General features: G+C 24.1%; 21 protein-coding genes. 1 reads left to right on the top strand and 20 read right to left on the bottom strand.

The genetic code is table 4. The features are described from left to right. Positions 1-48: 48 nt before the first annotated feature. The 17 genes from lon to STURON_RS01620 form a co-directional block, all read right to left on the bottom strand. Positions 49-2,430 carry an endopeptidase La gene (gene lon, locus STURON_RS01705; protein ID WP_075048154.1) on the bottom strand — a complete coding sequence of 794 codons (2,382 nt, stop codon included), beginning with the start codon at positions 2,428-2,430 and terminating at the stop codon, positions 49-51. A gap of 100 nt (positions 2,431-2,530) precedes the next feature. Then, positions 2,531-3,820 carry a trigger factor gene (tig, locus tag STURON_RS01700; RefSeq protein ID WP_075048153.1) on the bottom strand — a complete coding sequence of 430 codons (1,290 nt, stop codon included), beginning with the start codon at positions 3,818-3,820 and terminating at the stop codon, positions 2,531-2,533. 43 nt (positions 3,821-3,863) lie between these two features. Then, on the bottom strand, positions 3,864-4,508 hold the full coding sequence (locus STURON_RS01695; protein ID WP_075048152.1) for a hypothetical protein: 645 nt from the start codon (positions 4,506-4,508) through the stop codon (positions 3,864-3,866). Positions 4,509-4,516: 8 nt separating this feature from the next. Continuing rightward, positions 4,517-5,452: a hypothetical protein gene (locus STURON_RS01690; protein ID WP_075048151.1), complete on the bottom strand. Its 936-nt coding sequence runs from the start codon at positions 5,450-5,452 to the stop codon at positions 4,517-4,519. An 18-nt stretch (positions 5,453-5,470) separates the two neighbouring features. Next, positions 5,471-6,727 carry a hypothetical protein gene (locus STURON_RS01685; RefSeq protein WP_075048150.1) on the bottom strand — a complete coding sequence of 419 codons (1,257 nt, stop codon included), beginning with the start codon at positions 6,725-6,727 and terminating at the stop codon, positions 5,471-5,473. Between the two features lie 119 nt (positions 6,728-6,846). Next, entirely contained in the window at positions 6,847-8,727 is a 1,881-nt protein-coding gene (locus STURON_RS01680; protein WP_075048149.1) for a hypothetical protein, read from the bottom strand. Between the two features lie 96 nt (positions 8,728-8,823). After that, a complete protein-coding gene (locus STURON_RS01675) occupies positions 8,824-10,716 on the bottom strand; it encodes a hypothetical protein (RefSeq protein WP_075048148.1) in 1,893 nt (630 codons plus the stop codon). A 48-nt stretch (positions 10,717-10,764) separates the two neighbouring features. Further along, entirely contained in the window at positions 10,765-12,657 is a 1,893-nt protein-coding gene (locus tag STURON_RS01670) for a hypothetical protein (protein WP_075048147.1), read from the bottom strand. 16 nt (positions 12,658-12,673) lie between these two features. Further along, a complete protein-coding gene (locus STURON_RS01665; protein WP_075048146.1) occupies positions 12,674-14,566 on the bottom strand; it encodes a hypothetical protein in 1,893 nt (630 codons plus the stop codon). A 46-nt stretch (positions 14,567-14,612) separates the two neighbouring features. Continuing rightward, positions 14,613-15,467: an ROK family protein gene (locus STURON_RS01660; RefSeq protein ID WP_075048145.1), complete on the bottom strand. Its 855-nt coding sequence runs from the start codon at positions 15,465-15,467 to the stop codon at positions 14,613-14,615. A gap of 2 nt (positions 15,468-15,469) precedes the next feature. Beyond that, complete coding sequence (locus tag STURON_RS01655; RefSeq protein ID WP_075048144.1) at positions 15,470-16,213, bottom strand: class I SAM-dependent methyltransferase; 744 nt, start codon at positions 16,211-16,213, stop codon at positions 15,470-15,472. Then, positions 16,206-16,730 carry a phosphoribosyltransferase gene (locus tag STURON_RS01650; RefSeq protein WP_075048143.1) on the bottom strand — a complete coding sequence of 175 codons (525 nt, stop codon included), beginning with the start codon at positions 16,728-16,730 and terminating at the stop codon, positions 16,206-16,208. Before STURON_RS01650 ends, STURON_RS01655 begins: the two co-directional genes overlap by 8 nt. Before the next feature lie 86 nt (positions 16,731-16,816). Next, a complete protein-coding gene (locus STURON_RS01645; protein ID WP_075048142.1) occupies positions 16,817-17,134 on the bottom strand; it encodes a PTS sugar transporter subunit IIA in 318 nt (105 codons plus the stop codon). A 288-nt stretch (positions 17,135-17,422) separates the two neighbouring features. Next, positions 17,423-19,597: a PTS sugar transporter subunit IIC gene (locus STURON_RS01635; protein WP_075048140.1), complete on the bottom strand. Its 2,175-nt coding sequence runs from the start codon at positions 19,595-19,597 to the stop codon at positions 17,423-17,425. 21 nt (positions 19,598-19,618) lie between these two features. Beyond that, complete coding sequence (locus tag STURON_RS01630; RefSeq protein WP_075048139.1) at positions 19,619-19,921, bottom strand: PTS sugar transporter subunit IIB; 303 nt, start codon at positions 19,919-19,921, stop codon at positions 19,619-19,621. Between the two features lie 76 nt (positions 19,922-19,997). Next, the gene (locus STURON_RS01625) at positions 19,998-20,618 is read right to left on the bottom strand and encodes a hypothetical protein (protein ID WP_075048138.1); all 621 of its coding nucleotides are present in this window, start codon (positions 20,616-20,618) and stop codon (positions 19,998-20,000) included. After that, positions 20,609-22,108: a glycoside hydrolase family 1 protein gene (locus tag STURON_RS01620; protein WP_075048137.1), complete on the bottom strand. Its 1,500-nt coding sequence runs from the start codon at positions 22,106-22,108 to the stop codon at positions 20,609-20,611. Before STURON_RS01620 ends, STURON_RS01625 begins: the two co-directional genes overlap by 10 nt. 50 nt (positions 22,109-22,158) lie before the next feature. Between STURON_RS01620 and STURON_RS01615 the strand changes: the two genes are divergently transcribed. Further along, a complete protein-coding gene (locus STURON_RS01615; RefSeq protein WP_075048136.1) occupies positions 22,159-22,356 on the top strand; it encodes a hypothetical protein in 198 nt (65 codons plus the stop codon). 69 nt (positions 22,357-22,425) lie between these two features. On the opposite strand, the gene STURON_RS01610 is transcribed toward STURON_RS01615, so the two are convergent. Genes STURON_RS01610 through STURON_RS01600 form a run of 3 tightly spaced genes read right to left on the bottom strand, consistent with a single transcriptional unit; the run spans position 22,426 to position 25,055 of the window. Next, the gene (locus STURON_RS01610) at positions 22,426-23,091 is read right to left on the bottom strand and encodes a 5'-methylthioadenosine/S-adenosylhomocysteine nucleosidase family protein (RefSeq protein WP_075048135.1); all 666 of its coding nucleotides are present in this window, start codon (positions 23,089-23,091) and stop codon (positions 22,426-22,428) included. Continuing rightward, positions 23,084-24,181: a nicotinate-nucleotide adenylyltransferase gene (locus STURON_RS01605; protein WP_075048134.1), complete on the bottom strand. Its 1,098-nt coding sequence runs from the start codon at positions 24,179-24,181 to the stop codon at positions 23,084-23,086. The genes STURON_RS01610 and STURON_RS01605 overlap by 8 nt, the downstream gene beginning before the upstream one ends. 1 nt (position 24,182) lies before the next feature. After that, positions 24,183-25,055, bottom strand: coding sequence for a Cof-type HAD-IIB family hydrolase (locus STURON_RS01600; RefSeq protein WP_075048133.1), 873 nt, complete (start codon positions 25,053-25,055; stop codon positions 24,183-24,185). Between the last annotated feature and the right edge of the window lie 16 nt (positions 25,056-25,071).

Raw genomic sequence — 25,071 nt, 5'->3', positions numbered from 1 at the left:
AAATAAAGTATATATCACAAATTAAAAAACAACCTTTTAAAGTTGTTTTTAGTGAGATTTTTCAGTTACATTATCATTATTTGAGCTACTAATTGGCAATTCTTTTTCAAGTTCTTTTAATTTATCATTGAAAACAGCTTCGTATACTTCTGAATATTTTTGCACTAAATTAATTTCTAAATCCTTTTTAACTTCATCAGGAATATCTTCTATATCCTTTTTATTTTTAATTGGAATAATTATTTTTTTTAATCCACTTCTGTGTGCAGAAATTGATTTTTCTCTTAGTCCACCAATTGGGAACACTAATCCTCGTAAAGTAATTTCACCTGTCATTCCCAAATCTTTAGGAACAGGTTTATTGGTTAATGCAGAAATAATTGCAGTTGTTAATGTTATTCCAGCACTTGGACCATCTTTTGGTACAGCACCTTCTGGAACGTGTATGTGAACATCATTTTCTGAGAAAACCTCTTTAGGAATGTTAAATGCTTTATAATTAGATTTTACAAAATCGTATGCAATTGTTGCAGACTCTTTCATTACATCTCCTAATTTACCTGTTAGTATTAAACCACCTTTACCAGGGAAATGATTAACTTCAATTGGTAAAATATCACCACCGAACTGAGTATATGCAAGACCTGTAACAACTCCAATTTGGGATTCTTTATCTTTTTCAGTATGTTCAAATATTCTTTTCTTTAATAATTCATTAACAACTTTTGGAGTTACAACTAGTTTATCAAGTTCTTTATTTAACATTTTAACAACAAACTTTCTAGCAATTGATGCAATTCATCTTTCTAATTGTCTAACACCAGCTTCTCTTGTATAATGCTTAATAATTTCACTTATACCTTCTTCAGTAAATGATACTTGTTCAGAAGTGATTGCATGATCACTTAATACCTTTGGAACTAAGTACTCTTTTGCAATTTTCATTTTTTCAATTTCAGTATAACTTGATAACTCAATTATTTCCATTCTATCATATAAAGCTTCAGGAATATTTTCTGGATAGTTAGCAGTTGCTATAAAAACAACATCACTTAAATCATATTCTTCTTCTAAATAATGATCTGAAAATTTTGAGTTTTGTTCTGGATCAAGTACTTCTAACATAGCTGATGCTGGGTCACCTCGATAATCACTAGCCATTTTATCAACTTCGTCTAGTAAGAATACAGGGTTTTTAACACCCGCTCTTTTCATACCTTGAATAATTCTACCTGGCATTGCTCCTATATAGGTTTTTCTATGACCTCTAATTTCTGATTCATCTTTAATACCACCTAATGCTACCTTAATGAACTCTCTACCCATTGCTTCAGATATTGATTTTGCTAAACTAGTTTTACCAACACCTGGGGGACCTACTAATGTAATTATTTGTCCTTTTACAGAATTGGTATTTTGTTTTACAGCAAGGTACTCAATTATTCTCTCTTTAACTTTATCTAAACCATAATGATATTTATCTAAAATTTCTTTTGCGTACTTTAAATCAGTTTTTTCTTTAGTCTTTTGTCACCAAGGTGTTTGCATCATTCAATCAATATATGTTCTTATAATATTCGCTTCTGATGATGCAGCTGGCAATCCTTCATATCTATCAATTTCTTGACTGACTCTTTTTTTAATATTATCTGGGAAGGGTTCATTTTCAAGGCGACTACGATATTTCTTCAAATCATCACCTTCACCGTCCATATCACCAAGTTCTTCTTTAATTGCTTTCAATTTTTCTCTTAAGTAAAATTCTCTTTGTTGTTCATCAACTCTAGACTTTATTTTCTTACTTATTGATGATTCAATATCTGCAGACTGTCTTTTTTCATCCAAGAAATCATTTATAATTTCAATTCTTTTAACTGGATCTAACTCTTCTAAAATAGCTTGTTTTTTATTTATCGGCATAAAAGTCATTAAATGTGCTGCACTATCAACAATAAAGTTTGGATCTGCATTTGCTGATGCCATTTTTAAAACTTCCTCAATTTCAGCAGGGAACTCTTCTTGTGAATTTATCATTGCTTTAATGTACTTAGTTATTTTTTTCAGTGCTTCTTTATCTTCAGATTTTTGAGGTTCTTTTATTTCATATTCAGATGTATAAAATGCATCAAGTTCAATATTTAAAAGTTCTACTCTTGATAATGATTTTATATTAACGGTTAATGTACCATCTTTTCATTCCTTCTTAATTTTAACGTTTGCTAATATACCAAATGTATACAAATCTTTTATAAGAGGGTCATCTTCTAATGGTTTTTTTTGAGAAACTATTAGAATTTGTCCTTCGTGTTTTTCAACTGCCTCTTTAACGGCAAAAGTTGTTTTGTCTCGACCAATTTCAAGTATTTGCTCGAAAGTTGGGTAAACATAACTACCCCTTGTCACTAACATAGGTAATCTCTGATTTGACATATTTCTTCCTCCTTTTTGGTCAAAATTATAATAACACATTTTTTAGCACTTTCAACACCTAAGTGCTAAAAAAAGAAAAAAAATACAAGTTATTTGTATTTTATCCATTATTTTCATATAAAAAATTAATGATTTTTTCTTTAATAATTTCTTCTTTAATATGATCAATTGGAAGTAAATTATTTTTAATATAATCTGGCTCAACGCCAAATGATTTAGCTAACTTTTCATACTTGGTTTTAATTTCATCATCTGATACTTCAAATTTTTCTGTGTTTCTAACTTTATCAGTAATCAAGTAACTTTCAAGTCTTTTAATAGCATCATTTCTAAGTTCTTCACGAATATTATCGTCTGTTAATCCAGTTTGTTTTTTATAATCCTTCATTGTTATTTTTTGACCTTGAACTTTTGCTTCAAACTCTTTATATAAATTATCTACTTCTTTATCAATAACTGATTTTGGTATTTCAATTGTAGAGTTTTTTGATATTAATTCAATAACCTTATTTACAAATATTGTTTTTAATTGAGTTTCTTTTTGTTCTTTAATTTGAGACTTAATATAACTTTCTAATTCTTTATAAGTATTAACATTTGGTATGTTTAAATCTTTTGCTAATTCATCATCCTTATTAGGTAATATTTTTTCTTTAATAGATTTGATATTTAAAACAAATTCAGCATTTTTTTCTGATAATTCAGGAGTGTAATCTTTAGGAAATGTAACTTTTATTTTACATTCTCCAAGTTTTTTTCCTATCATTTGATCTTCGAAACCTGGAACCATTTTTCCACTACCAATATCAAGTTTAAAATCAAGTCCCTTACCACCTGGGAATGCAACACCATCAATAAATCCTTCAAAATCAAATGTAACAACATCTCCTTTTGAAATTTTTGCATCTTTTTCTTTATCTTTTTCTAATGAAAATTTATCCCTGTATTGATCAATAGCCTTATCTAAATCTTCTTTGGAAACTTTAATTTCTTCTTTTTTAAGTTCATTATCTTTTAAACCTTTATATTCAACAATATTAATTTCAGGTTTTAAGTCAAAAATAAAATCAATTTCGCAATATTCATCATTAATTTTTTTTGGTGTAGGTACTGGCGAATTAAAAGGTTTTATTTCCGAATTCTGTTCTAATGCAAATTTTCATGCATTATCAAGTACAGATTGTAAAGCAGCATTTAGATATTTAACAGGAGTAACATATTTTTCAATCTTCTCTTTTGGAGCCTTACCTTTTCTAAATCCTGGTATTTCAATTGATGCAGCTACTTTGTTTTTACCTTTTTTTACAGCATCAACTCATTTATCTCCTTCTATTACAACAGTTCAATAACCCAAACCCTTTTCTATTTCTTTTTTTGCACTAAATTTCATATTTCTTCTCCTCTATATATTAGACTTTTTTAATTATATCAAATTATTTTTTATAATCTATTGTTTTAACTTCTATCTTATCTTTAATTCTTACAGTTAATTCATCTAAATCATATAACTTAGTTTTAAGCATTTCATACTCAAATGAGTTATCAATTTCTTTATCGATACTTTTAAACTCATTTACAATAATTGGTAAAATATAGTCAATTTTATATAAAAATTGCTCAATTTTTTTATAATCAATTATAAGATTGAAATTTGGATAAACATCAATTATTAAATTAATTGTTTCAAGATAATAGTATAACTCATTAATAAAATAAATAATTTTTGTAATCAAATTTGAATGAAATGCTTGTGCTATTAATGAAGGACTTATGTCTGAATCTATTAATTCTAAATAACTTTTATTAGAGTTTTTAAATTTGTTTTTAAAATTTATTTGAATATCTTTTTTTAACAATGAGAATTCTTCTCTCACAATTTTGTCTATTTTTTTGTTTTTAATAGATTCTTCTAATGTGTTTTCTATATACTTATGTGTATCATCTTTTTTTATAGAAGCATATCAAAATTCCTCTATACAACATCAACAATCAATAGAATTGCTTTCTAAACAAGAACAACTATCAATTGCACAAATGCAACTTTTTACTATACTTGATTCACAATTGCAACATTTCATAAAAACCTCTAATTTTCTAAAATCTTAAGTAAATATTCTTCATCAAAATCAACATTATTTTCTTTAAGTGTATTAATTAAACTATTGATATCATCAACTAAATAATCACTTATATTTATTTTAAACCTTTTTGCTAATTTAAAAAAACTTTGGTTAAAAATTATCTTCTTAAAATGTTTTAAAGGAAACATTTCGAATATAATACTTTTATTATTAAAGTCAACAACTCAATTATTACCTTTAATTAATAATTCATTTTTATATTCTTGGATAATTGATGAATAAGCCTTATTTAATTTAGAGTTAACATTTAAAAAAGCTTTTTCAATGTAGTCATTATATTCAATTTTACTAATAACTTGAAATTCTTCATATTCAATAATTATGTTATTTGGAATATATTTTACTAATATTGCAGGTAAGATAAAATTATTTATTGATTCAATTATAATTTGTCTCATTTTATAAATAAACAAAAAGTAATATTTATAAAAAAAGTAGTTTGGTGAAGCAGTTTCATTTTTTACTATAAAATACAGATCTTTAAATATTGTATAGTACTTTTTATGTCAAATGTTTTCAATTATTTTGTTGTAATTTTTAAGTTCCTTGCATACTTTATATGCAACTAAAAAACCAAAGTTTTTTTTAAGTTTTTTTCAAACTTTTAAATAACGAGAGTTGCAAAGTCCTAAATTAAAATATTCATAAGTTGATAGTATAGAAAGTTTTACTATTTTATTTTGTGTGAGATCTCATAATTCCTCTATTTTATTTTTAAATAAGTGTCAATCTTCTTTATAGTATTTCTTATATATAAAATTTTCAGGCACTTCATTTAAGTAATAAATAATTTTTTTATCTTTTATCAAAAAAATTAAAAATATCAAAAATATTAATAATAAAAATAAAAGCGCTGAAGTTAATGTTAATGTAATTATCATATGACTCAAAAAATGATTCTATTGATTTGAATCTATAGAATCATTTTTAATAGAAGTTTTATTTAAATTTTCACTTGAGTTTTTTTTAATATCATCAGTAGCATTATTTGATGGTTTTGGATTGTTAATATTGTTATTAGTTTTAAATCTTTTTTCAAGTTTTTTTTGGAATTTTAATCTTTTTTTCAATAACTTAGGTTGTTTATCTATATTAAGATTTAACCATACTGTTATGTTAGACATTCTAAACTTTTTAGTCATTTTTCTTCAAAAAATAAAATATTTATTATTTACATTTGAATATTCTTCAAAATCAAACTTTCTTCCACAAATTACAAAATGAGTAAGTTCATCATAATCAAAAGTTGGAGTTTTATCTGTTAATGATGGTTTAAATACTTTTTTTACACTTGTATTTTCATTAGGTAAATTTAATCTACTTTTATCACTTCTTGATGAACCATATAATTCTTTTCATAGTTTTTCTTTTTCAGCTTGTTCTTTTTCATAATTTCTATCAATTTGAACACTTTTAACTACTTTTTCTGCTTGAACATCTTGTTTATTATTTTTTTCATCGCTTAGTTTAGAATCATTTTTTACTTTTTCAGTAACTTTTGGTTCTACTTTTAACAACTTATCAATGTTTTTAGTTTCTTGTTTTTTTTCTAATGCCTTTTTAGATCTTAATGCTCGTTCTTTTTCTATAGCTTGTTTTTTTAATTTTTCTTCTTCTATTTTTCTTTGTCTTAACTTTGCTTCATTTTCTTCTCTAAGTTGAGCCTCTTTAAGCATTTTATCAAGTTTACTTTCTTCAATTTTTACTTTTACAGGTTTTGATTGTTTTGATTTTAATTCAATTTCTTTATCTTTTTCTGAGTTTTTTGGTTTGTTTATTTTTAGGTTTTCTTGTACAACCTCTTGGTCTCTTTTTATTAAAATATCCTCTATTTTTTTAATATTTTCTCTTTTTTCACTTAATTCTAATCATCTAATTTGTTGTAAGTGTTGAGCTCTTGGGTCTTGTTGAATTTGTTGACTGTAATCTTTATTAAACTTTTCTTCTTCTTCATTAAATAAAAAAGCAATGTAAGCAATTAATTCTCTTCTAACTTCAATATCATATGATTCATATTCTTGTGCAAATAAAAGAACTGTTTTTGTTGTAAGTCTTTTTTCTATCAATCCTTTAATTCTTAACTTTGTTTTATCAGAAATTAAATTGAATATATTATTTTGATATTTTTTCTTTGTACCTTTAACCTTTTTAACCATAAAAACCTCCATTTATTATTTTCTTTATTGTATTAATTTTATCATTTTTATTTTAAAGCCTTATAAATTCCTTTAAAAAAATTTAATAAAATGAGCAAGTTAATATAAAACTTGCCCAATTATTTGATGTTCTTAGTGAATTTTTTACTAATTTTTTCAATTCTTTCTTTTCTTTTTTTATCTTCTAATTGTTGAATTTCTAAGGCTTTCTCTTCAATAGATTTATATTTGTCTGTTTTTCTTGCTGCTTTTATAGATTCATCGAATAATTCATCATCATGAACTCTAGTGAAATAAGCTTTCATCTTAAGTTCTGTTTTTTTAATCATTTCTTGTTCATATCTAATTTGTGCATCAATACTTGCAAGCTCTGCTCTATTTTTTGCATCTCTTTCAAGTCTTCTTTCACGTTCAAGTCTAAGAACAGTAGCAATTCTTTTCTCCTCTGTTCTTTTCATTTGACGTTCTTTCATCAATTCAATTAAACGTTGTCTTTCTTGAAGTCTTCTCAGCCTTTCAGCTTTTTGTATTGCTTTCAAATTAATTTCTTCACGTTTCTTAATTCTTCTTAACTCACGTGACTCAGCAATTTTTCTTGACCTAGCAACAATGTAACTGTTTGTTCTTTCAATTTTTAATAGATTAATTCTATGACGTCTTTCATTTCTTAATTCTCTTAAGAACTCAATTTTTTGTGTCATTTCATCAATTGTTTTATTTTCACGAGAATTTTCTTCTAACAATTCTCTCATTGATGGTCTTTTTAAAACATCAAATTTCATTTGATAATTACCAACAGGTTTTATTTCGTGGTATGGTTTTTTTATTTCACTTGAAACTTCATTATCTTGATTATATTTTTTGTCTGTAAACATTTCTGATTTTAAATCGTTTTTACTTATTTCAAAACCTTCTTTTGATAAAATATTTTTCTTTAAAGGATTTATTAATTCATCTTTTACATTATATTTAAAAGGTTTAAAGTCATCTTGTTTGTTAGATAATTTTTGTTTATCATAAAAACCATCACCGATATTTCTTTGAAAGAAATCAAGTCCAAGTTCTAACGCTGCTACTGTATCATCATTTGAAGTAACTGCGTTTTCATCATATTCAATATTATTAACAGCATTAAATTCTGCTCTACTCATATTTTCATTAGCAATGTAATCTTGATCATTACTTTCATTATCAAAGCTATCTTCTTCATTTTTAATTGAATCATTTAAATTGTTACTTGTTGAGTAATTTGTATCATTAACAAAAGCTTCTAAGTTTGGATCTTGAACAGCCTTGGTAGTCATAATTTTTGTTTCTTCATCAAATTCAAAATCATTTAAATCATCTTCAATATTTACATTATCAATTAAATCACTGTTTTTATCTGCTAAATATCCACTTTTTAAAAAACTCTCTGGTTCTAATGAACCAGATACACTAGTGTCTAAATCATTTAATATATTTTCAATTTCATGTAAATTTCTTCCAGTTTTAGGAGTTGCTGTAAAATTAAACTGTTCAACTTTTGTTTGACTTTGATAACCAGCTCTACTTAATATGTCTTCTCGTGTGTTTCTGTTAACTGACTTATTACCACCAGATAGTCTATTTAATAAATCTTGTCTTTTTTGGCTAGGAGACATTGATACAGCTTTAACATCAAGTCTATCCTTTCAACCATCAATTTTACTTCCAGAATTACTTGAAGATTTTTTATTTGTATTTACATATCCTTCTCAAAAAAATTTAAATATTCTATTAAATTCAGATTCTCATAATTCAGTTAAATTATCCCTTCTTGGATCATCTAATGTCAAAGAATCAATTTTTTCATATGAAGATATTAATTTTTTATAACTTTCATCAGATTGTAAATTATATTTATTAATTAAAGCTAATGCTTTTGGCCCAAAACTTTGATATACATAGGCTATTTCATTTGAATTATCTTCTTGTTTTTTTGGTTGATTCGATTTTTTTTCTAAATTATTAGATGACATAAAGTACCCTCCTGAAACCAATTTAAATAGATTATACACTATTTCTTATGTTTTTTAAATACCTAATGGCTTATATAAACCAAAAAAACCTTAAAGTTAAGTTCTTGAGATTAATTTAAGGTTATTTGTTAATTTTAAATTTTTAAAGTTAAATGTTGCATTTATAAAATTCATTGTAAAATTATGTTTAAAATCATAAGATTTGGATGAGTTTAAAATAACATTATTTTTATTTGCTTTTATATTTATATTTTTGTCTTCAAATGTAAAACTTTGCGATATAAAACCTTGTCTAGAATAATCTAAAAATACTAATGATCTTAATATTGTTTCCATATTAAAATCAGAATTATTAAAATAAACAGACATAAATGTATTTAAGTCTGATAATTTTATATCTAGCAATTTATCCTTACCTAAATTTTCTCATATAGAAAATTTTGGGTTTCAAAATGACTGACCAACACCCAAATTTGTTGCATCTCCTGTAAGAATTATCATTGGTACTGTTGTCTCTAAATTATTATTTTTAGTTATACCAATGCATTTTTGATAAATGTCAATTGAATTTCACAAATTAGTATAAATAGATTTAAGTGTATTTAAACTATCAACTGTTTCAATTATGTTATTTTCATCATTAAGATATTTTTCATTTAAATCAATAGAATAACTAAACTGAATTTTAAACTTTGGTAACGGCTGCTCAAATATATCATAATTCCCATCAATAGTTTTACCTTTAACAACAGCTTTTAAATTAGATATATTTAATGTGCCTACTTTTAAATAACTACTATATTTTTTAATTACTAATTCAGCTTGCTCGTAATTTAAATTATTTTTAAAATATTCGTTCATAACATTTTTATATGAAGTTTTTCAATCATTGAAATTTTCTAATAAATAATCATTTAATGCTTTATCATAATTTCCCACTTTTTCATTTTTATCTAAATTAAAAATATATTTATATAAGTTTTTACTTATATTTGAATCATCAAATAAATATTCTTTTTCGGTTGCTTTTAAACTATTTATTCAATCAAGATCATATTGTTCAAATGTTTTAATTTTGTCTGCACTTGCAAAGTCAATACTAATATCTTTTAAAGAGCTATTTTTCTTTACTAAATCAGTTAAACCTGTAGTAAAAGAATCATTACTAAAATATGATGCTAACTTTGTTCTTTCATCTTTTATAATATTTACAGTTGCATTTGAAACAATAAAAGGTATTTTATCTTCATTATCTAATTTTAACTTATTAGAGTCTAAATCACCATAATCTGAATAAGCTAAATAATTTTTAGATAAGTTATTAAAAAAATCTTTTCATAAATTTGATAATGACTCATCTTGACTAATACCAAATTTAAAATCAAAATCTAAATCGCTTAGTCTAGATATTTTATTATCGATAGATAAATAATTTATTTTGAAGTTGAATTTTAAAGATAAAGATCCATTAAAGTTATATGAATGCTCTTCACCTTCTTCATTTAAAAATTCTTTCCTTTGCATATCAAGAGTTGAATAATCGATTTCCATTCCCCCGTAGAAATTTTCTAATCCTTTTAAAAGGATGTCATATTTTGAGTTATTTCTAAGATCATTTAAACTTCATATTATAGAATTAACATTTATTTTATTATTCATATCATATATTAAATTTTCTTTATCTTCATTAGATAAATTATAATTTTTGTGTTCTTCATAATAATCAACAACATTTTTAAAATTATTAATAGTTAAAAATTTATTTGCTTCACTTGTTTTTCCTGATTCAATTCAATTTGCTGATGCTAGAGTTATTGAATTATTAAGTATTCGATAAACCTCTCTTTTAAAATCATTTAATAAATTATTATAATAATTAATATCTGTTTCTTCACTATTATCACTTTCTTTATTTGAACAAGATATTGTTATTAATGGGCTAATAGTTATTGTTGATAATACACATAAAATTGTTAATATTTTTTTCATAAAATACTACCCCCTAGAATATTTATATATGTTAATTTTATAATAAATTTATGCTAAATCAATTACATTATATTTAAATGCTGAAGCAACTAAACATGAAGAACATATTATAAAAATAATAATTATGAATATAAAAGGTTCAGTTTTTTTGTCATAAACATCATTATATATAATTCCATTTTCATCAAGTTTTAAATCATAAACTAAATAAGGTAATAATAAATTTTCTTGATCATAAAGATTTAAACTACTTGTACTATATGGTGAAAATCATAAATCTTTTCAAGAAAATCCTGAATAATAAGTATAGTTTGTTCATACACTATAAAAAGGACTAAGATATGTAAAAATATTAAATAACTGTCTTCTATTAGTGAACTCAACTCAGTTTGCATTTGATTTAAGGACTTTTAAGTTAGTAACTGTTTTAAAAGTACTTATTGGATCAATAAAATAATTTTCGATAACTCTTGCAGTTAACATTGTTGGCAAATATAAATCTTCTTTTATTAATTTTTTTACTTGTTCTTGGTTAGGTTTCAAAGCAAAATATGTTGCAGATTCATTTCCATTATATAAATCATTTAATAATTCTTTTTTATAGATGGAAATTAAATATGATGATTTAAAATCTGCACAATTACTGCTATTTTTTGTAGAACAAATGTATGAAGTATTTAGATTTTGATTACTATTAAATGCCATTTTAATGAAATCATCAAACAAATCTGCCTTATCTAATTGAAAGTTATATATATCTTTTATTAATTGTTGATTTAAATTATAAAAATCTAATAAAATGTTTTTTTTGTCGATATCATTAGTTTGATTTATTAAAGTTTTTAATTGATCAATACTAATAAAGTTGTTTTTAAAATGAAAACTTATATTATAATAATCATTATTATTTCATATTTCATTATTAGAAAAATCAGCGACACCTGGAAAATTATTTACTTGAATGTTTTCTAAACTATAATTTTTATTATCTTCAAACTCTTCAATTAAACCTAAACTTTTTCAATAATTATATCTCAACATAACTGAATCATTAGGATTACCATTTTGATCAAATCTTGAAAAATTATCTTTTGCAATTGAGCTGTTTATAAAGAAATTAGCTAACGAATTTGATAAATAATTATATTTTATTTTATTATTATATACATAATTTATGAAATCAAATGACTCATAAATATTCGAAACTCTATAACTTTGTTCTTGCCCGAAACTTGAAAAAGATATTACATCACTTTTCTCTTTAGCTCTTATAAATTGATATGGTAAATTAGCAATAAAAGAAAATGACAATATTAAAGTAGTAATTACTAATGTTGTTTGGTTATTTGAAAATACTGATAAAAATATTATTAAGCAAACAAGAAAGAATGTAATCAAAAATGAAAAAACTAAGAATGAGGTTGTTTTTCTTAATATTACCTCTGATTCTTGAAAAACATTAAATATATTATAAAATAAATTTATTAAAATTCAGCTAAAGAATATATTTAATCATGCTATAAATAAAATAATAACAATTTGAGTAATGAAATATTTAAACCTAGATACATGATTTGACAATACTATAAAAACTGTTTTATCTTCTACTTTTCTACTAAAATAAAATTGACACATTCTTAATAACAATAAAAATAAGAAACTTGAAATATAAATTAAAACATAAAAATCAAATACTATTACTACAAGACTGCTAGATGTTGCAAAAGGAATAAACAAAGCTACACCAAATGTAAACAAAGTAATTATTAATATAAAAATATATAATGATTTTTCATAAAATAACATCTTAGTACAAAATTTAATCAATGAAAACAAACTAATTTTTTTTATTTTTGATTTATCAAAATTTTCATCTAGAATTAAATCTTTTTGATATTTTATTGCTTCATTATTATAATTTTCTTTATTTTTATCCTTCATAATACATTAATTCTCCTTATATCTTGACAATTTCAAATATAGTTTTATCTTTATAATTTTCACCATTATAAATACCTCAAATTTTATCTGTTTTAAATGAAGCATTAATTAATTCGTTTTTATATATAAATTTAATTTCTTTCTCTCCATATTCTATATCGCTGGATTCGGATGAATTAGTATTTTTTAAATAATCTTCAATTATAAACGCAGCATTATTTAACGTATCACTTTTAAGTTTTACAAAATAATTAGATTTTTCAACTTTCCATTCAAAAATTTCTTGATTATCATATGCTTTATTTTTTCAAATATTATTAACTGTAGGTTCATCAACATCTAATGAGAGATACTTACTTAACAAAGTTCAATCTGTTGGGTCCTTTTTATTTAAAGCACTTTCAATATATGTAAAATAATTACGACCATAGTAATCTTTAAAACTAGAAAAAGATATAATTCTATCCTTATTTTCCATATTATTTATAACACCAAAAGCTTCTTGAAAATCCTGAATACCTTTGGTTAAATTATTATACAACATTATATAATTTTCTGAATTTAATATATCTTTGTCATTAAGTTCAATTATTTTTTCATTATTTATTGAATATGATATTAAAAGTTTTATATTTCCAATGTCTATATATTTATTACCGTTAAATAATCTTAAATTATTAATGTTTATATAACCAACTTTGGATGATGTTATAATGTCATTCAAAGAAATGTTTAAATTATTATTGCTTATGTATTTTTTTAATCTTTCCTTGTAACTTTCAATATATTTTACAACATTATTATCAAGAAAGGTTTTTAATGTTTGATCTAAACTAATATTTTGATTATTTATATTAAAAAGTTTTTTTTCATAGTTTTTACGGAATATTAAATCATAAAGTTCTTCACCTTTATTTTTTGTATGCCATTCATATTGATTAGAATTAGTTTGATCAGCTTCTATTTGATTAACATAATTAACATCTGAAAAAATAGATTTATTATTATCAATTTTTTCTAACCTAAAACTATTTTTATCTTGGTTATTAAAAACACTATGTATTTCATTTAGAACGTCTTTTTCTATAGTTTTAAAATAGGATAGTGTTTTTTGTTTAATTTTTATATACTTATTTTCATTTAAATTATCATTTTTTATATTATCTCACGTTATATTAGAATGCTTTGATAAGTTTTTTTCAAATACGTTTTTCACATTTGAGATAATTTTTGTTATATTAGTAGATTTATAATAAGTAAACTTAAAGGTATTTTGCAAACCAATACTTTTATTTAAAACTTTATTATTTCAAGAGTTATAATTAAATGAAACATCAAAAATAAAGTTGTTTATTATTTTATCATTAGTAATTTTATTTTCATTACTTTGAGTTATACTTTGAAAATAAAATTTGTTAGTACCTTCAACAATATCAAATGAGTTGAAAATACTATCTATACCTTTTGTTAAATAACTATATTTTTCAATTGTTTTAAAATTATTTATGCTATCAATCAAAACATTATAATTTGTAATTGATTTAATATCATTAATATAACCTTCATAAAATGGTTTGAAATTATTACTATTAATATCAATAATTGTTGGTGAAACATCATTTATTTTAATATTTAATTCACTTGCTCTTTTTAATGTATTTGCATTGAAAAATAACTTATCTGAAGTGCCATCATCTTCAAAGAAATCTACATTTTTAACATAATTCACGTATCAATTTTCTATTACATTAGATAAATCAGATACATAGTTTTTAAATAACGCATTGTACTGAAATTCATTTTTTATAGAATCTTGACTGGTATTTGGTGTTTTTGAACAAGACAATACTAAAAAAGTATTAAAGATAGTTAAAAAAATTGAGAAAAACAAGATAATTTTTTTGACCATGAGCACACCTTTTACAGAACTTTTATAAATATATTATATTATATTTTTACATTAATGCACAACCAATTAGAGTACTATCATCTAAATTTAAAGCAAACTCAAGTCTAGTTTTATAGCCAATATCAGAAGTAATCTCATTTACCTTTTCAAATATATCTATAAATCATTCTTTATTATTTAAAGCAACACTTCCACCAATTACTACAATTTCAGGGTTAAAGAAATATATTGCTGTTGAAAAAAATTGAATATATTTTTCTTCAATATGTTTAAAGTAAGAATTAACAACTTGGTTTTCTTTTGTTTTAAATAAATCAAAAGCATCCTTAGTTGAACTAATATCTATATTTTTTGCTTTTAAATTTTCAAAAATATTTCTTCCGCTTGCTACAAATTCAATTCCTGATTTTGTTGGGTTTTTCGCATAAATATCTGGTATTGCATTAGCTATCTCAAGGGCAGTTCCTTTAAATCCATTCAAAATTTTCCCATTATTTACATAACCAGCTCCTATTCCAGTTGAAATAGTAAAATATAATAAAGAATGTAAATTATTTCTAACTATATATTGACCTAAAGCAGCAATATTTGCATCATTATCTAATTTTATATTTTTTATTTTATAAGCTTTTTGAAATCTATCTCTCAAAGGAATGTTATTCCATCCAGGTAAATTATTAGAATTAATTATAATACCAGTAATTGGATCAAAAGGCCCAGGACAACAAATTCCTATAGAATCAATTTCATAATTTCAATTATTAGTAACATTAAGTATTTCAGAAAAATTTTTTTCAAAATCATTAGGTTCTGAAATAATGGAATCTCTTTTAATAATTTCTTTGCCATTTATTATTGCTAATCTTATATTTGTACCACCAATATCTACTGCTAATTTCATACTTATTTTTCTCTCCTTGCAGAAACTGTTAATGTTTTATATTTTTTCTTATAAATAATATTAAAGTCAAAGTATCTTGATAATAGTGAAAAACCACTTTTTGTTAAAATATTATTAATCTGATAAGAACAATATCAATGTAAATGCATTTCTTGTAATTCTTCTAATTTGTTTTCTCTATAATATTTTATAATATTAATTGATTTTTGTTCTAAAAAATTTAAATATTTAGAAAAATTTTCCACAGTAATTATATTGTCATTGACTTGATACTCATTTATAAATATACTTCCTACATTAAAGTTAAAAGGATAAATTAAATCAATATAGATTAATCCATTAATATTTAATAGACTATATAACTTTTCAAATATCATTTTTGCTTCACCTTCATTAAATAAATTAATAAATCCATTTGGAAGAATTATACATTCAAACTTTTCATCACAACTAAAATTTAAAATATCCTCTTTATAATAAGGGACTATTACATTATTTTTTAACAAATTACTATAAAAAATTGTTTTCATTGAATCAGATAAATCCATACCATAAATATCAACATTATATTTTTTCAATGCGATAGTTAATCTACCATTTCCACATCCTAATTCTAAAATTTTACCATTAATAGGTATTAATTCTTTTTTATAAAATTCTAAATCACCGTCTACTGATTCACCAACTGGTTTTGTTAAATCATAAATAATTGAACTTAAATTTAAATACTTATTGAATTTACTCATTTATTATATAAATATCTTCAAGTTGTCTATATAGATCATCAATTCCAAAACCATAACCAACAATATATTTATCAGGTACTATAAATAATGACTTATAATCGTACTTAAACTTTGTTTTTGTATCTTCTTTTGAAGCTAAAACGACTAAATCTAATGTTTTAGGTTTTAAAGATTGAACATACTCAAAGACTGAGTTCATTGTTCTTCCAGTATCAATTATATCTTCAATAATTATGACATTTTGGTTTTCAATAATTGGTTTAACAATTTTTTTATGGTATACAATTTTATCAGTTGATTTAGTTCCATCATAACTCGAAACAACTATTGTATCAATTTGTATTGGCATTTTTAATAACTTCAATAAATCGGAGAAAAAAAATAATGCTCCATTTAATATTGCAATTACAGTTAACGACTCATTTTTATACTTTTCATTTAATTGATCGGCTAACTCTTTTATTTTATTTTTTAAATCTTCTTTTTTTATTAATATTTCTAATTTACTAGTATTCATTTTTACCCCACTAATCATAATAATTATAAATAAAAAAAGTTTATTATTAATGTAATTTATTAAATACTATTAATAATAAACTTTAACTATTTTTTTAGTTGCTTGTATAATTCAATCATTTCTTTTGATAATAATATTACAGTTTCAGTAGTGAGTAGTTGATCTTCTGCATGCATGAATAAAACTGGAATTTGAATTTTTTCACCAGCAGCTTCAGCAGATATAACATCCATATGGCTGTGTCCAGCTATTCCCATAGCTTTTTCAGCAAGTTCTAGTTCTTCTTGCGCTTCATCAAATTTATTTTCTTTTGCTAGATGAATTGCATTAATTGCTCTGCCCTTTGCTTCACCAGCATTAGCAATTATTGTAAATGATATTTCTTCAAAATTAAAGTTTGACATAATAACTCCTTTATATAATATAAATGTTTTTGTTATAATTACTTTGAAAGTAGGTTTATAATATGCATCTTTCTAATTTAGCTTATTTTAGTTTTATACCTATTGCAATTTGCTTAATTATTTACTTAGTAATTGAATCTTTAGAAAAGGTAGCTCATAGATATTTTGTTAAAAAATATTTAATATATATAATTAGTATACTATTATGCACTGTAATTGTTATTGCTATTGTCGTAACTTCATTATATGTAGAGATTTAGAAAAACTGTCTTCAAGACAGTTTTTTAATTATTTACTAGCTTTTCTAGAGTTTTTTTCATTCACTTTTTTTTCAAGTTCAATGTATTTTTTTGCTCTATTATCTTTATATTCTTTAACTTGATTTAATATTTTTTCTCTTTTCATTTTAGCTTCTTCAAGTTGTTTTTGTTTACGCTCTTCTAGTTTTTTTGGGTTAACCAATCTCTTAGCTCAGAACTCATTTGTAGATTCAGCATTTAAAACAACATATTCTGCTTTATTTTCAAGATTTTCAATTTTAGTTTCAGTATTAGTTTGGAATCTAAATAGTTTATCTGAATAATAACGTTTTTCAAGTTCGTATTTTTCAGGATCTTGTTTTTGTAATTTTTTAAAGTATAAAATATTATCTAATAATACAAATGGTAAGTAACTTGCTATTGTGACTCCTAAACAAATCATTGCTGGTATTAGAGCTCTTGCATCTAATGATGTTATTACAGCAGTTAAGAATCAAGGTGCTGTTCAAGGAGCTAAGATATATGAATAATTTACAAATCCCAATACAGCTGGTGAGAATATATATCCTACAATTAAATTTAATACTGGTGTAAATACAAATGGTACCATATAAACTGCATTTAATACAATTGGGTAACCAAATATAACAGGTTCATTAATTTGGAATACTCCAGCTGGGGTTGAATATTTAGCAATTTCTTTTAAATCACGTCTTTTTGAAAAACAGAAAGTCATAATTAAAAGTCCTAAAGTTGCTCCACTTCCACCAACATAAGCATATCCATCGAAGAATGGTTTTGTAAACACTCCCATTGAACCACTAGCTGCTGCTGCTTCATAACCTAATGAAGTAACTAATGCAGTATTTATTGCTAATACCATTAAGAATATTGGCTCAAATATACCACCCATAATGTTTGAACCATGCACACCGAAGAATCAGAATAATCCTACTAGTATCATAAATGCAATACCTAGTCCTAATCCTCCATTTCCTGTTGCAAACCCAATAAATCAAGATGTAATAAATTGATAAATTGCAGCACTTAATCCAAATTGTGTTGGACCAAGTTTTTTTCCTATAAATGATGCAGTAATAACATCTATTACACCATTTGTTGTACCAAAGTGCAATACACTACCGCTGCCAACATTAACCATATCAGCAAGTGTTGCTTGACCACCTGCAATTAATGAAAATGAGGCGATTTGTGATTGATCAACTGCTGATAAATCATTATATCATTTAGCAAATTTATCAGCAGATAAATTGTCTCTAATCGAATCCATTCATGCTGGTGATTCAGATAAACCAATTAATTCTCATGGATTTTTTTCAGATAATGCGCTTTTCAAAGAATTAAAGAAAGTATCTACTTCAGATGCACTTGTTCATCCAGTTGCTTGAGTATTACCTGTAACAAATAAGTTTCCAAGTACAACAGCTGGTGCAAGTACAACTATATTTAAAGCACCAATAATCATTAAAGTAAATGTTACTGGTAGGAATACAGCAAATGATTTACCAACTGCTGGAGGCACACTGTCTGGAAGTTTTATATTTAGTGATCTTAAAGATGATAACCAAATAAATAACTCAGTTGCAATAATACCAAAAATTATTGCCCCAATTAATCCTTTAGCATCCATAAAGAATTGAACTTCACCTAAGCTTGCTAGCATAAATGATGCTGTTGAAACCATCCCAGCAATAACTGGTGATTTAAATCCTTTACCTAATGATATATAGTATCCAAATAAGAATGAGAAATATATTGACATCATTCCTACTGTTACAGTGTTCATATGACCTACTGCAAGACCACATATTTTTGATGTTTGAAATCAACCTGGTGCATCAAGAATAACAGATCCATCTGTTCCAAGAACTTGTCCATTTCCAATTAATTCAGAAATTTGATCTCAAGATAAATCAGAATGGGCTGCTTTTGCAAAAAGCCCTAATAAAGAAACATATCCTGAACCTGCACCACCAAATACAATTGCATTAATTAAAACACCTAACGAACCTGCAATTATTAATGGTATCATTGTACCAAAAGAGTCACGAATCGCAGCTATATGTCTTTGATTACCAGCTCTTGCCATTGCAGGGACAAATTTTACATTAAACCATTTTTTAAAGCCTAGTTTTTCAGAAGACCTAGAGCTTTTATTTGGCGTAAATTTATTATCGTCCATTTTTTATCTCCTTTCAAACTGTTATTCACCCATCATTTTTAGGGCTTGTTTGACGGCATCTTCACCTTTTGCCAATGCATAAACTTGTGTTGGAATTAACTCAACAGGCTTACCTGATGACATTTTTTTAACTTCATCTAATGCGTAACTAATTTGTGGTCCAATCATTATTGCATCATATGATGATAATTCTTGTTTAGCTTCAGCAATTCCTTTTGCAACAATCTCGAAATCAAGTTTTTTAATTGTTGCATACATTTGCATTTTTTTAACAAGCATGCTAGTAGACATACCTGCTGAACAAACTAACAATATTTTTTTCATACACCCTCCTTTAAAAAAATTATACCCTTTTTTCCAAAAAAAAAACATAAAATAGAAATTTTTTTTATTTTATGTTTTATATCATAGTTTTAATATATTCACTTAATTTAGCTATCTTTTTATTTACTTTTGGAATATCTTTTTCCTTAACTAAATTTAACTTAATTGATGTTTTAAAAATTTGAATTCTAAATGCTAATACTTGCTTTTTAATATATGTATTTAATATATGTCTTTCAAAAAAACCTTGTATTGAAGTGTCCCCCTTAACATAATCAAAATAAGTTAATTTTGTTTTGGTATTTGAACTATTTTTTTTAAACTTAACTGATTTAATAAATAATTGTTTTTTAGCAACTCAAGATAAACTAATTTCTTTATTTTTTTGAAGAGTTTCAAGTCGAAACAAATTATTATTATTTTTTTTACTAGATCTATATCATTGACCTTCTTCAAAATCTTCTTTATTTATATTTGGATTTATATCTTCAATTGAAATGTCTAGAAATGCTTCAAAAACTTCCTCAATTGGTTTTGATAGTTTCATTGAGCAAAATAATTTGCTTATTCTCTTTCTTTCTTCATAAAACGAAGTATATTTTTGTTTACTCAAGTAATTTTTAACATCATCATATTCTTTCTGTGCTTTTTCTGCTTCATCAATTCCTAACTTAATATCTCTCATAACTATTTTCAAAGAATATCTCAATTTATTAATAAATTACTTAATTCCTTTACTAACCTTTCTTTATCAAAATTTGTATCTTCACCATTTGACATTATTACATTCTTATAATAACAATAACTTAATTTTGGTTTTCTTTCTTTAATTTGAGAATTAAAATCAACTGATACTAGCCCATAATCTTTTCTATATCCTGCACTTGGAGAAAAAATATCACAAAACGTTCACATTGAGTAACCGAATAGGTTTAAGTCTAATTTTCTACATTTATTTACAGACTCTAATATGGGTTGTAAATAATTAATCCTATCAATATCAAGAATAAGTTCATTAGATTTGTCATCAAAATCACCAAAACCATTTTCAATAATCATTATTGGTAAATTATATTTATCTTTATATGCTTTTAATCCTACTTCTAAATATTCAGGATATATCGGTCATAATCATTTAGTATAGTTTTTGTGTTCTTTTGGTAAAACAACAACAAAATCACCAAATGAGTAACTAACTGGTTCTTTATGTAAAAGTTTTATATCAACATTATTATTTTTATTTGTTATAAAATAAGGTCTGTAAAAGTTTCAACCTATAAAATCTAGTTTAAATTTTTGTAAATAACTTAATTCTTCTTCAAGTATGTTAGCATCTAATTTATTTTCTTTTAAATAATCTCAAAACACTTTAGGATACTCACCTTTTATATTTGGGTCAATTCAAAAATCTCTCATTCAAGCATTGTAGTTATTTATTAAATCTTCATTTTGTTTTTCATCATTTCCATTATTCCATACTATGGGTGGCGATCAATCATCATCAATACCTAAAATTGAATCTTCACTAACATATCCTTCATTCTTAGCTTTTAAGAATTCTTCTTTTGCAATTGCAGCTGACATGTTCAAATTATGAATTGCCTTAACAAAGTCACTTGGACTATTTTTACAGGGTGGAAATATATTACCTAAATAACCGTCTAATGTAAAAGATTTGTTTTCATCATTTACAAATCAAACATCTGTATACTTACCTAAATATTTAAATACTGTTGAACAATAATTTCTAAAAGCAGGTAATATCTCTTTTGATGTTCAACCTCCTTTAATTTCCAATCACATGGGTGTGTCTCAATGAAATAATATAGGAATTGGTTTTATTTTATTCTTACTTAACTCATTAAATAAATTATCATAAAACTGTAAACCCATAGGATTAACATAATTTTCATCTTTTGGAAAAATTCTTGTTCAATCCATATTATAAACAAATGCATTTAATCCTAAATCCTTCATTATTTTTACATCTGATTTATATTTATGATAAAAATCACTTGCTACTTCTATTGAATTAATTTCTCTTTCAGTAGAATTATTCGGTGGTATTTTAAAATAAGTTTTAGTATATCAATCTCAGATAGAATCTGTCCTACCGTGAAGATTTCTTGCCCCTTCCATTTGAAACGCATTTGATGAAGTTGAATAATAAAATACATTATTTTTCATATTGATTTCCTTTCCCTATCTATTGTAGAATAATAAAAGTGAGGTATAAAATGAGTACAGAAGTAATTGCTATAATTGCAGCTATCCTGCTTGCAGCACCATTTCTAATTTGAGCTATCATTAGATTTTCTGATAAAATACTACACAAATTTTTTTCTTGATCAAAATTTCTTATATTAATAAGTTTTTTAGCATTTTGAACAATTGCTATTGTTATAATTACACTAAAAATAGTTAATAAAATATAAGTATTTCTAATTTTAATTATACATTTTTATCTATTTAATATATAAAAAAATGGAATAAATTCCATTTATTTATATATTAAATTTTTTTATTAATTGGTAAATACGCTCTGAACAATCTTTTAAAACTGAATTAAAATCTAATTCATTAGAATTTGACCCAACAATATCACTTATTATCTTAATAGACAAAATGTTTTTTTGCATTAAATAGGCTGACTGAAATAAAGCAGCAGATTCCATATCTACAAGTTTTATTGTTTTATCAATTTTATAAACTACATTATTAACTTTTTCATTTGAGTTAATAAAAATATCAGATGAACATATATCAACTTCTTTATAATTAAACAAACTTTTATCTAATAAATTTACTGAAGAATAATGTTCAGGCATTTGAGGTACTTGACCAAATTTATAACCAAAACCAGTTGCATCAACATTTCCTAAGAAAGCTTTCTTAATAAAGAAAAATTCAAAAATTGATGTTGTTTTGTCAACTCCACATGCAGTTCCAATGTTTATATAATAATCGAAATTATATTTTGTGTTTATGTAAGAAAAACAAGTCGCTGCATTAATTAAACCAATTTTTGAAATAACAATATAATAATCATTTTTTTTATATATTTCAAATGGTTCTTTTTCTAATAATTGAAAGTTTAAATTTTTGATAGTAGTTTTTGCTTCTTCGTACATAGCAAAAATAAAACAATAATAACTTTTTGATTTAATCATTTTTAATTCACCAATTGTAAGAATCCTTTAACTTACTTCCTATTTTATTTTCACCATTTTTTATTATTGCGAATTCATATTGTCTTTTCAATAATTCTTTGAAACCAAGTTCCAAGTCTGATTTTACAATAGCTCTATATTTTTCGATTTCTAAATAATTTCTTTCATATGATAATTTGTCAGCGCAAAATACAATCATATCAATAACACTCATATTTTTATCAGCAACAGTATGTTTATAAACAGCGCTAATAACATCATCATCATTAATATATCAATCATGTTTTAAATGAAATGCTCCAACATAAGAATGTCATACTTTATCAGGTTCATTTAATAATGAGGGGTCATATTTTTTTAGATAATCAATCATACATTTATCATCTCATTCTTTGGCTATGTCATGTAAAGTTCCTGCCATAAAAACTTTATTTAAGTTACAGTTATTTAACATACCTAATTCTAAAGCGAACCTACCAACATTCAATGAATGAAAGTACCTTTCTTGTGTCATTTTAGATTCTAATCTTTCATATAAATACATCAAATTATTGTTAACATATTCATTAACTTCATTTATTTGTAAATTTAATCTACCAAGATTTCTAATTTCTGTTGAGCTTAAATGATTATTTTCAAAATCAAATAATTTTAAATTGTATTTATTTAAAATATTTTTATCATAGTTATCATCACGTTTAAATATTTTAAAATCAATTGCTTTGATTAACTCATCAAAATGATCTCATTTTTCAAACTTTTCTAATTGATCTGATCCCATAATAAAAGTAAATTCTATATCATGATATTTATTTTTAAAATAACAAATAGTGTCATATGTATATGATCTTTCTGTTTTAGAAACTTCATATTTATCAACCTTGACATAATTAAGATTTCTTATTGCAATATTTATCATTTCTAATCTTTGATTTACACTTGAATAAGAGAGATGTTTGAAAGGGTTCAAATACGTTGGAATTACTCATACTTCATCAAACTTTAGATTTTCTTTACATGATTTAATAATATTTACATGGTCAGTATGTATAGGGTCGAAACTCCCTCCAAATAATGCAACTTTTTTCATATTAATAAACTTTTGATAACTCCTTTAAATATTTACCTACTCCATTATTATCAATTTCATCAATTACTAATTTAGATACATCTTTTAATGCTTGTACACCATTTCCCACACTAATACCATTTTTACATCCTTTAACCATTTCAATATCATTATTATTGTCACCAATTGCATAAATAGTGTCTATATTTACATTCATGATTTTACATCACATTTTTAAACCTGATAGTTTATTTGTTCCTTTTTCCATTGCATCAATTATTAATCTTGATTGAATATATGTTTGAGGATGATAAAGATTTTTACTTTCTAAATACTTAACCAGTCTTTCATATTGAGCAACATCATTAATTGGATCAAAAGAATACATTAATTTTAATGCTTTATATTTTTTATTTTTAACTTCTTGAATAAGTTCATTATAATCGTTTATAAATGTGAATTCTGGTTGAAGATTTTTAGGATAATGAGAATATAATTCAGTATATTTTTTATATCTTTCTGATGTTTTTAATGAAATTAATTCTCGAGCAGTATAAACATTTACATCTAAGCTATGTTTAGTTGCATCATCTAATAATTCTAATACAGTTTGTTCATTCATCTCAGCTTCATATAAAACTTCATTAGATTTTGGATCAATAATAGCAGATCCATTTGAACATATTATTGGAAGTTCAATGTTTAATTGATTTATGTAAAACTTCATATTTTGATAAGCTCTACCTGTTATAAGAAAAAACTTTCCTCCACTAAGTTTTTGATACTCTTGTATATCAATAACAGTACTTTCTAAAATTTTAAAATCTTCATTTCTAACAATTGTTCCATCTAAGTCGCTTGCAACATAGGGTAATTTTGTTTCTTTTAATTTCATAAAATAATTTTACTAC

The organism is Spiroplasma turonicum, assembly GCF_001262715.1.
In the GTDB taxonomy this organism is placed as follows: domain Bacteria; phylum Bacillota_I; class Bacilli_A; order Mycoplasmatales; family Mycoplasmataceae; genus Spiroplasma_A; species Spiroplasma_A turonicum.
Note: the sequence above shows the minus strand (reverse complement) of the source record. Positions and strands in the feature narration are given on the sequence as shown.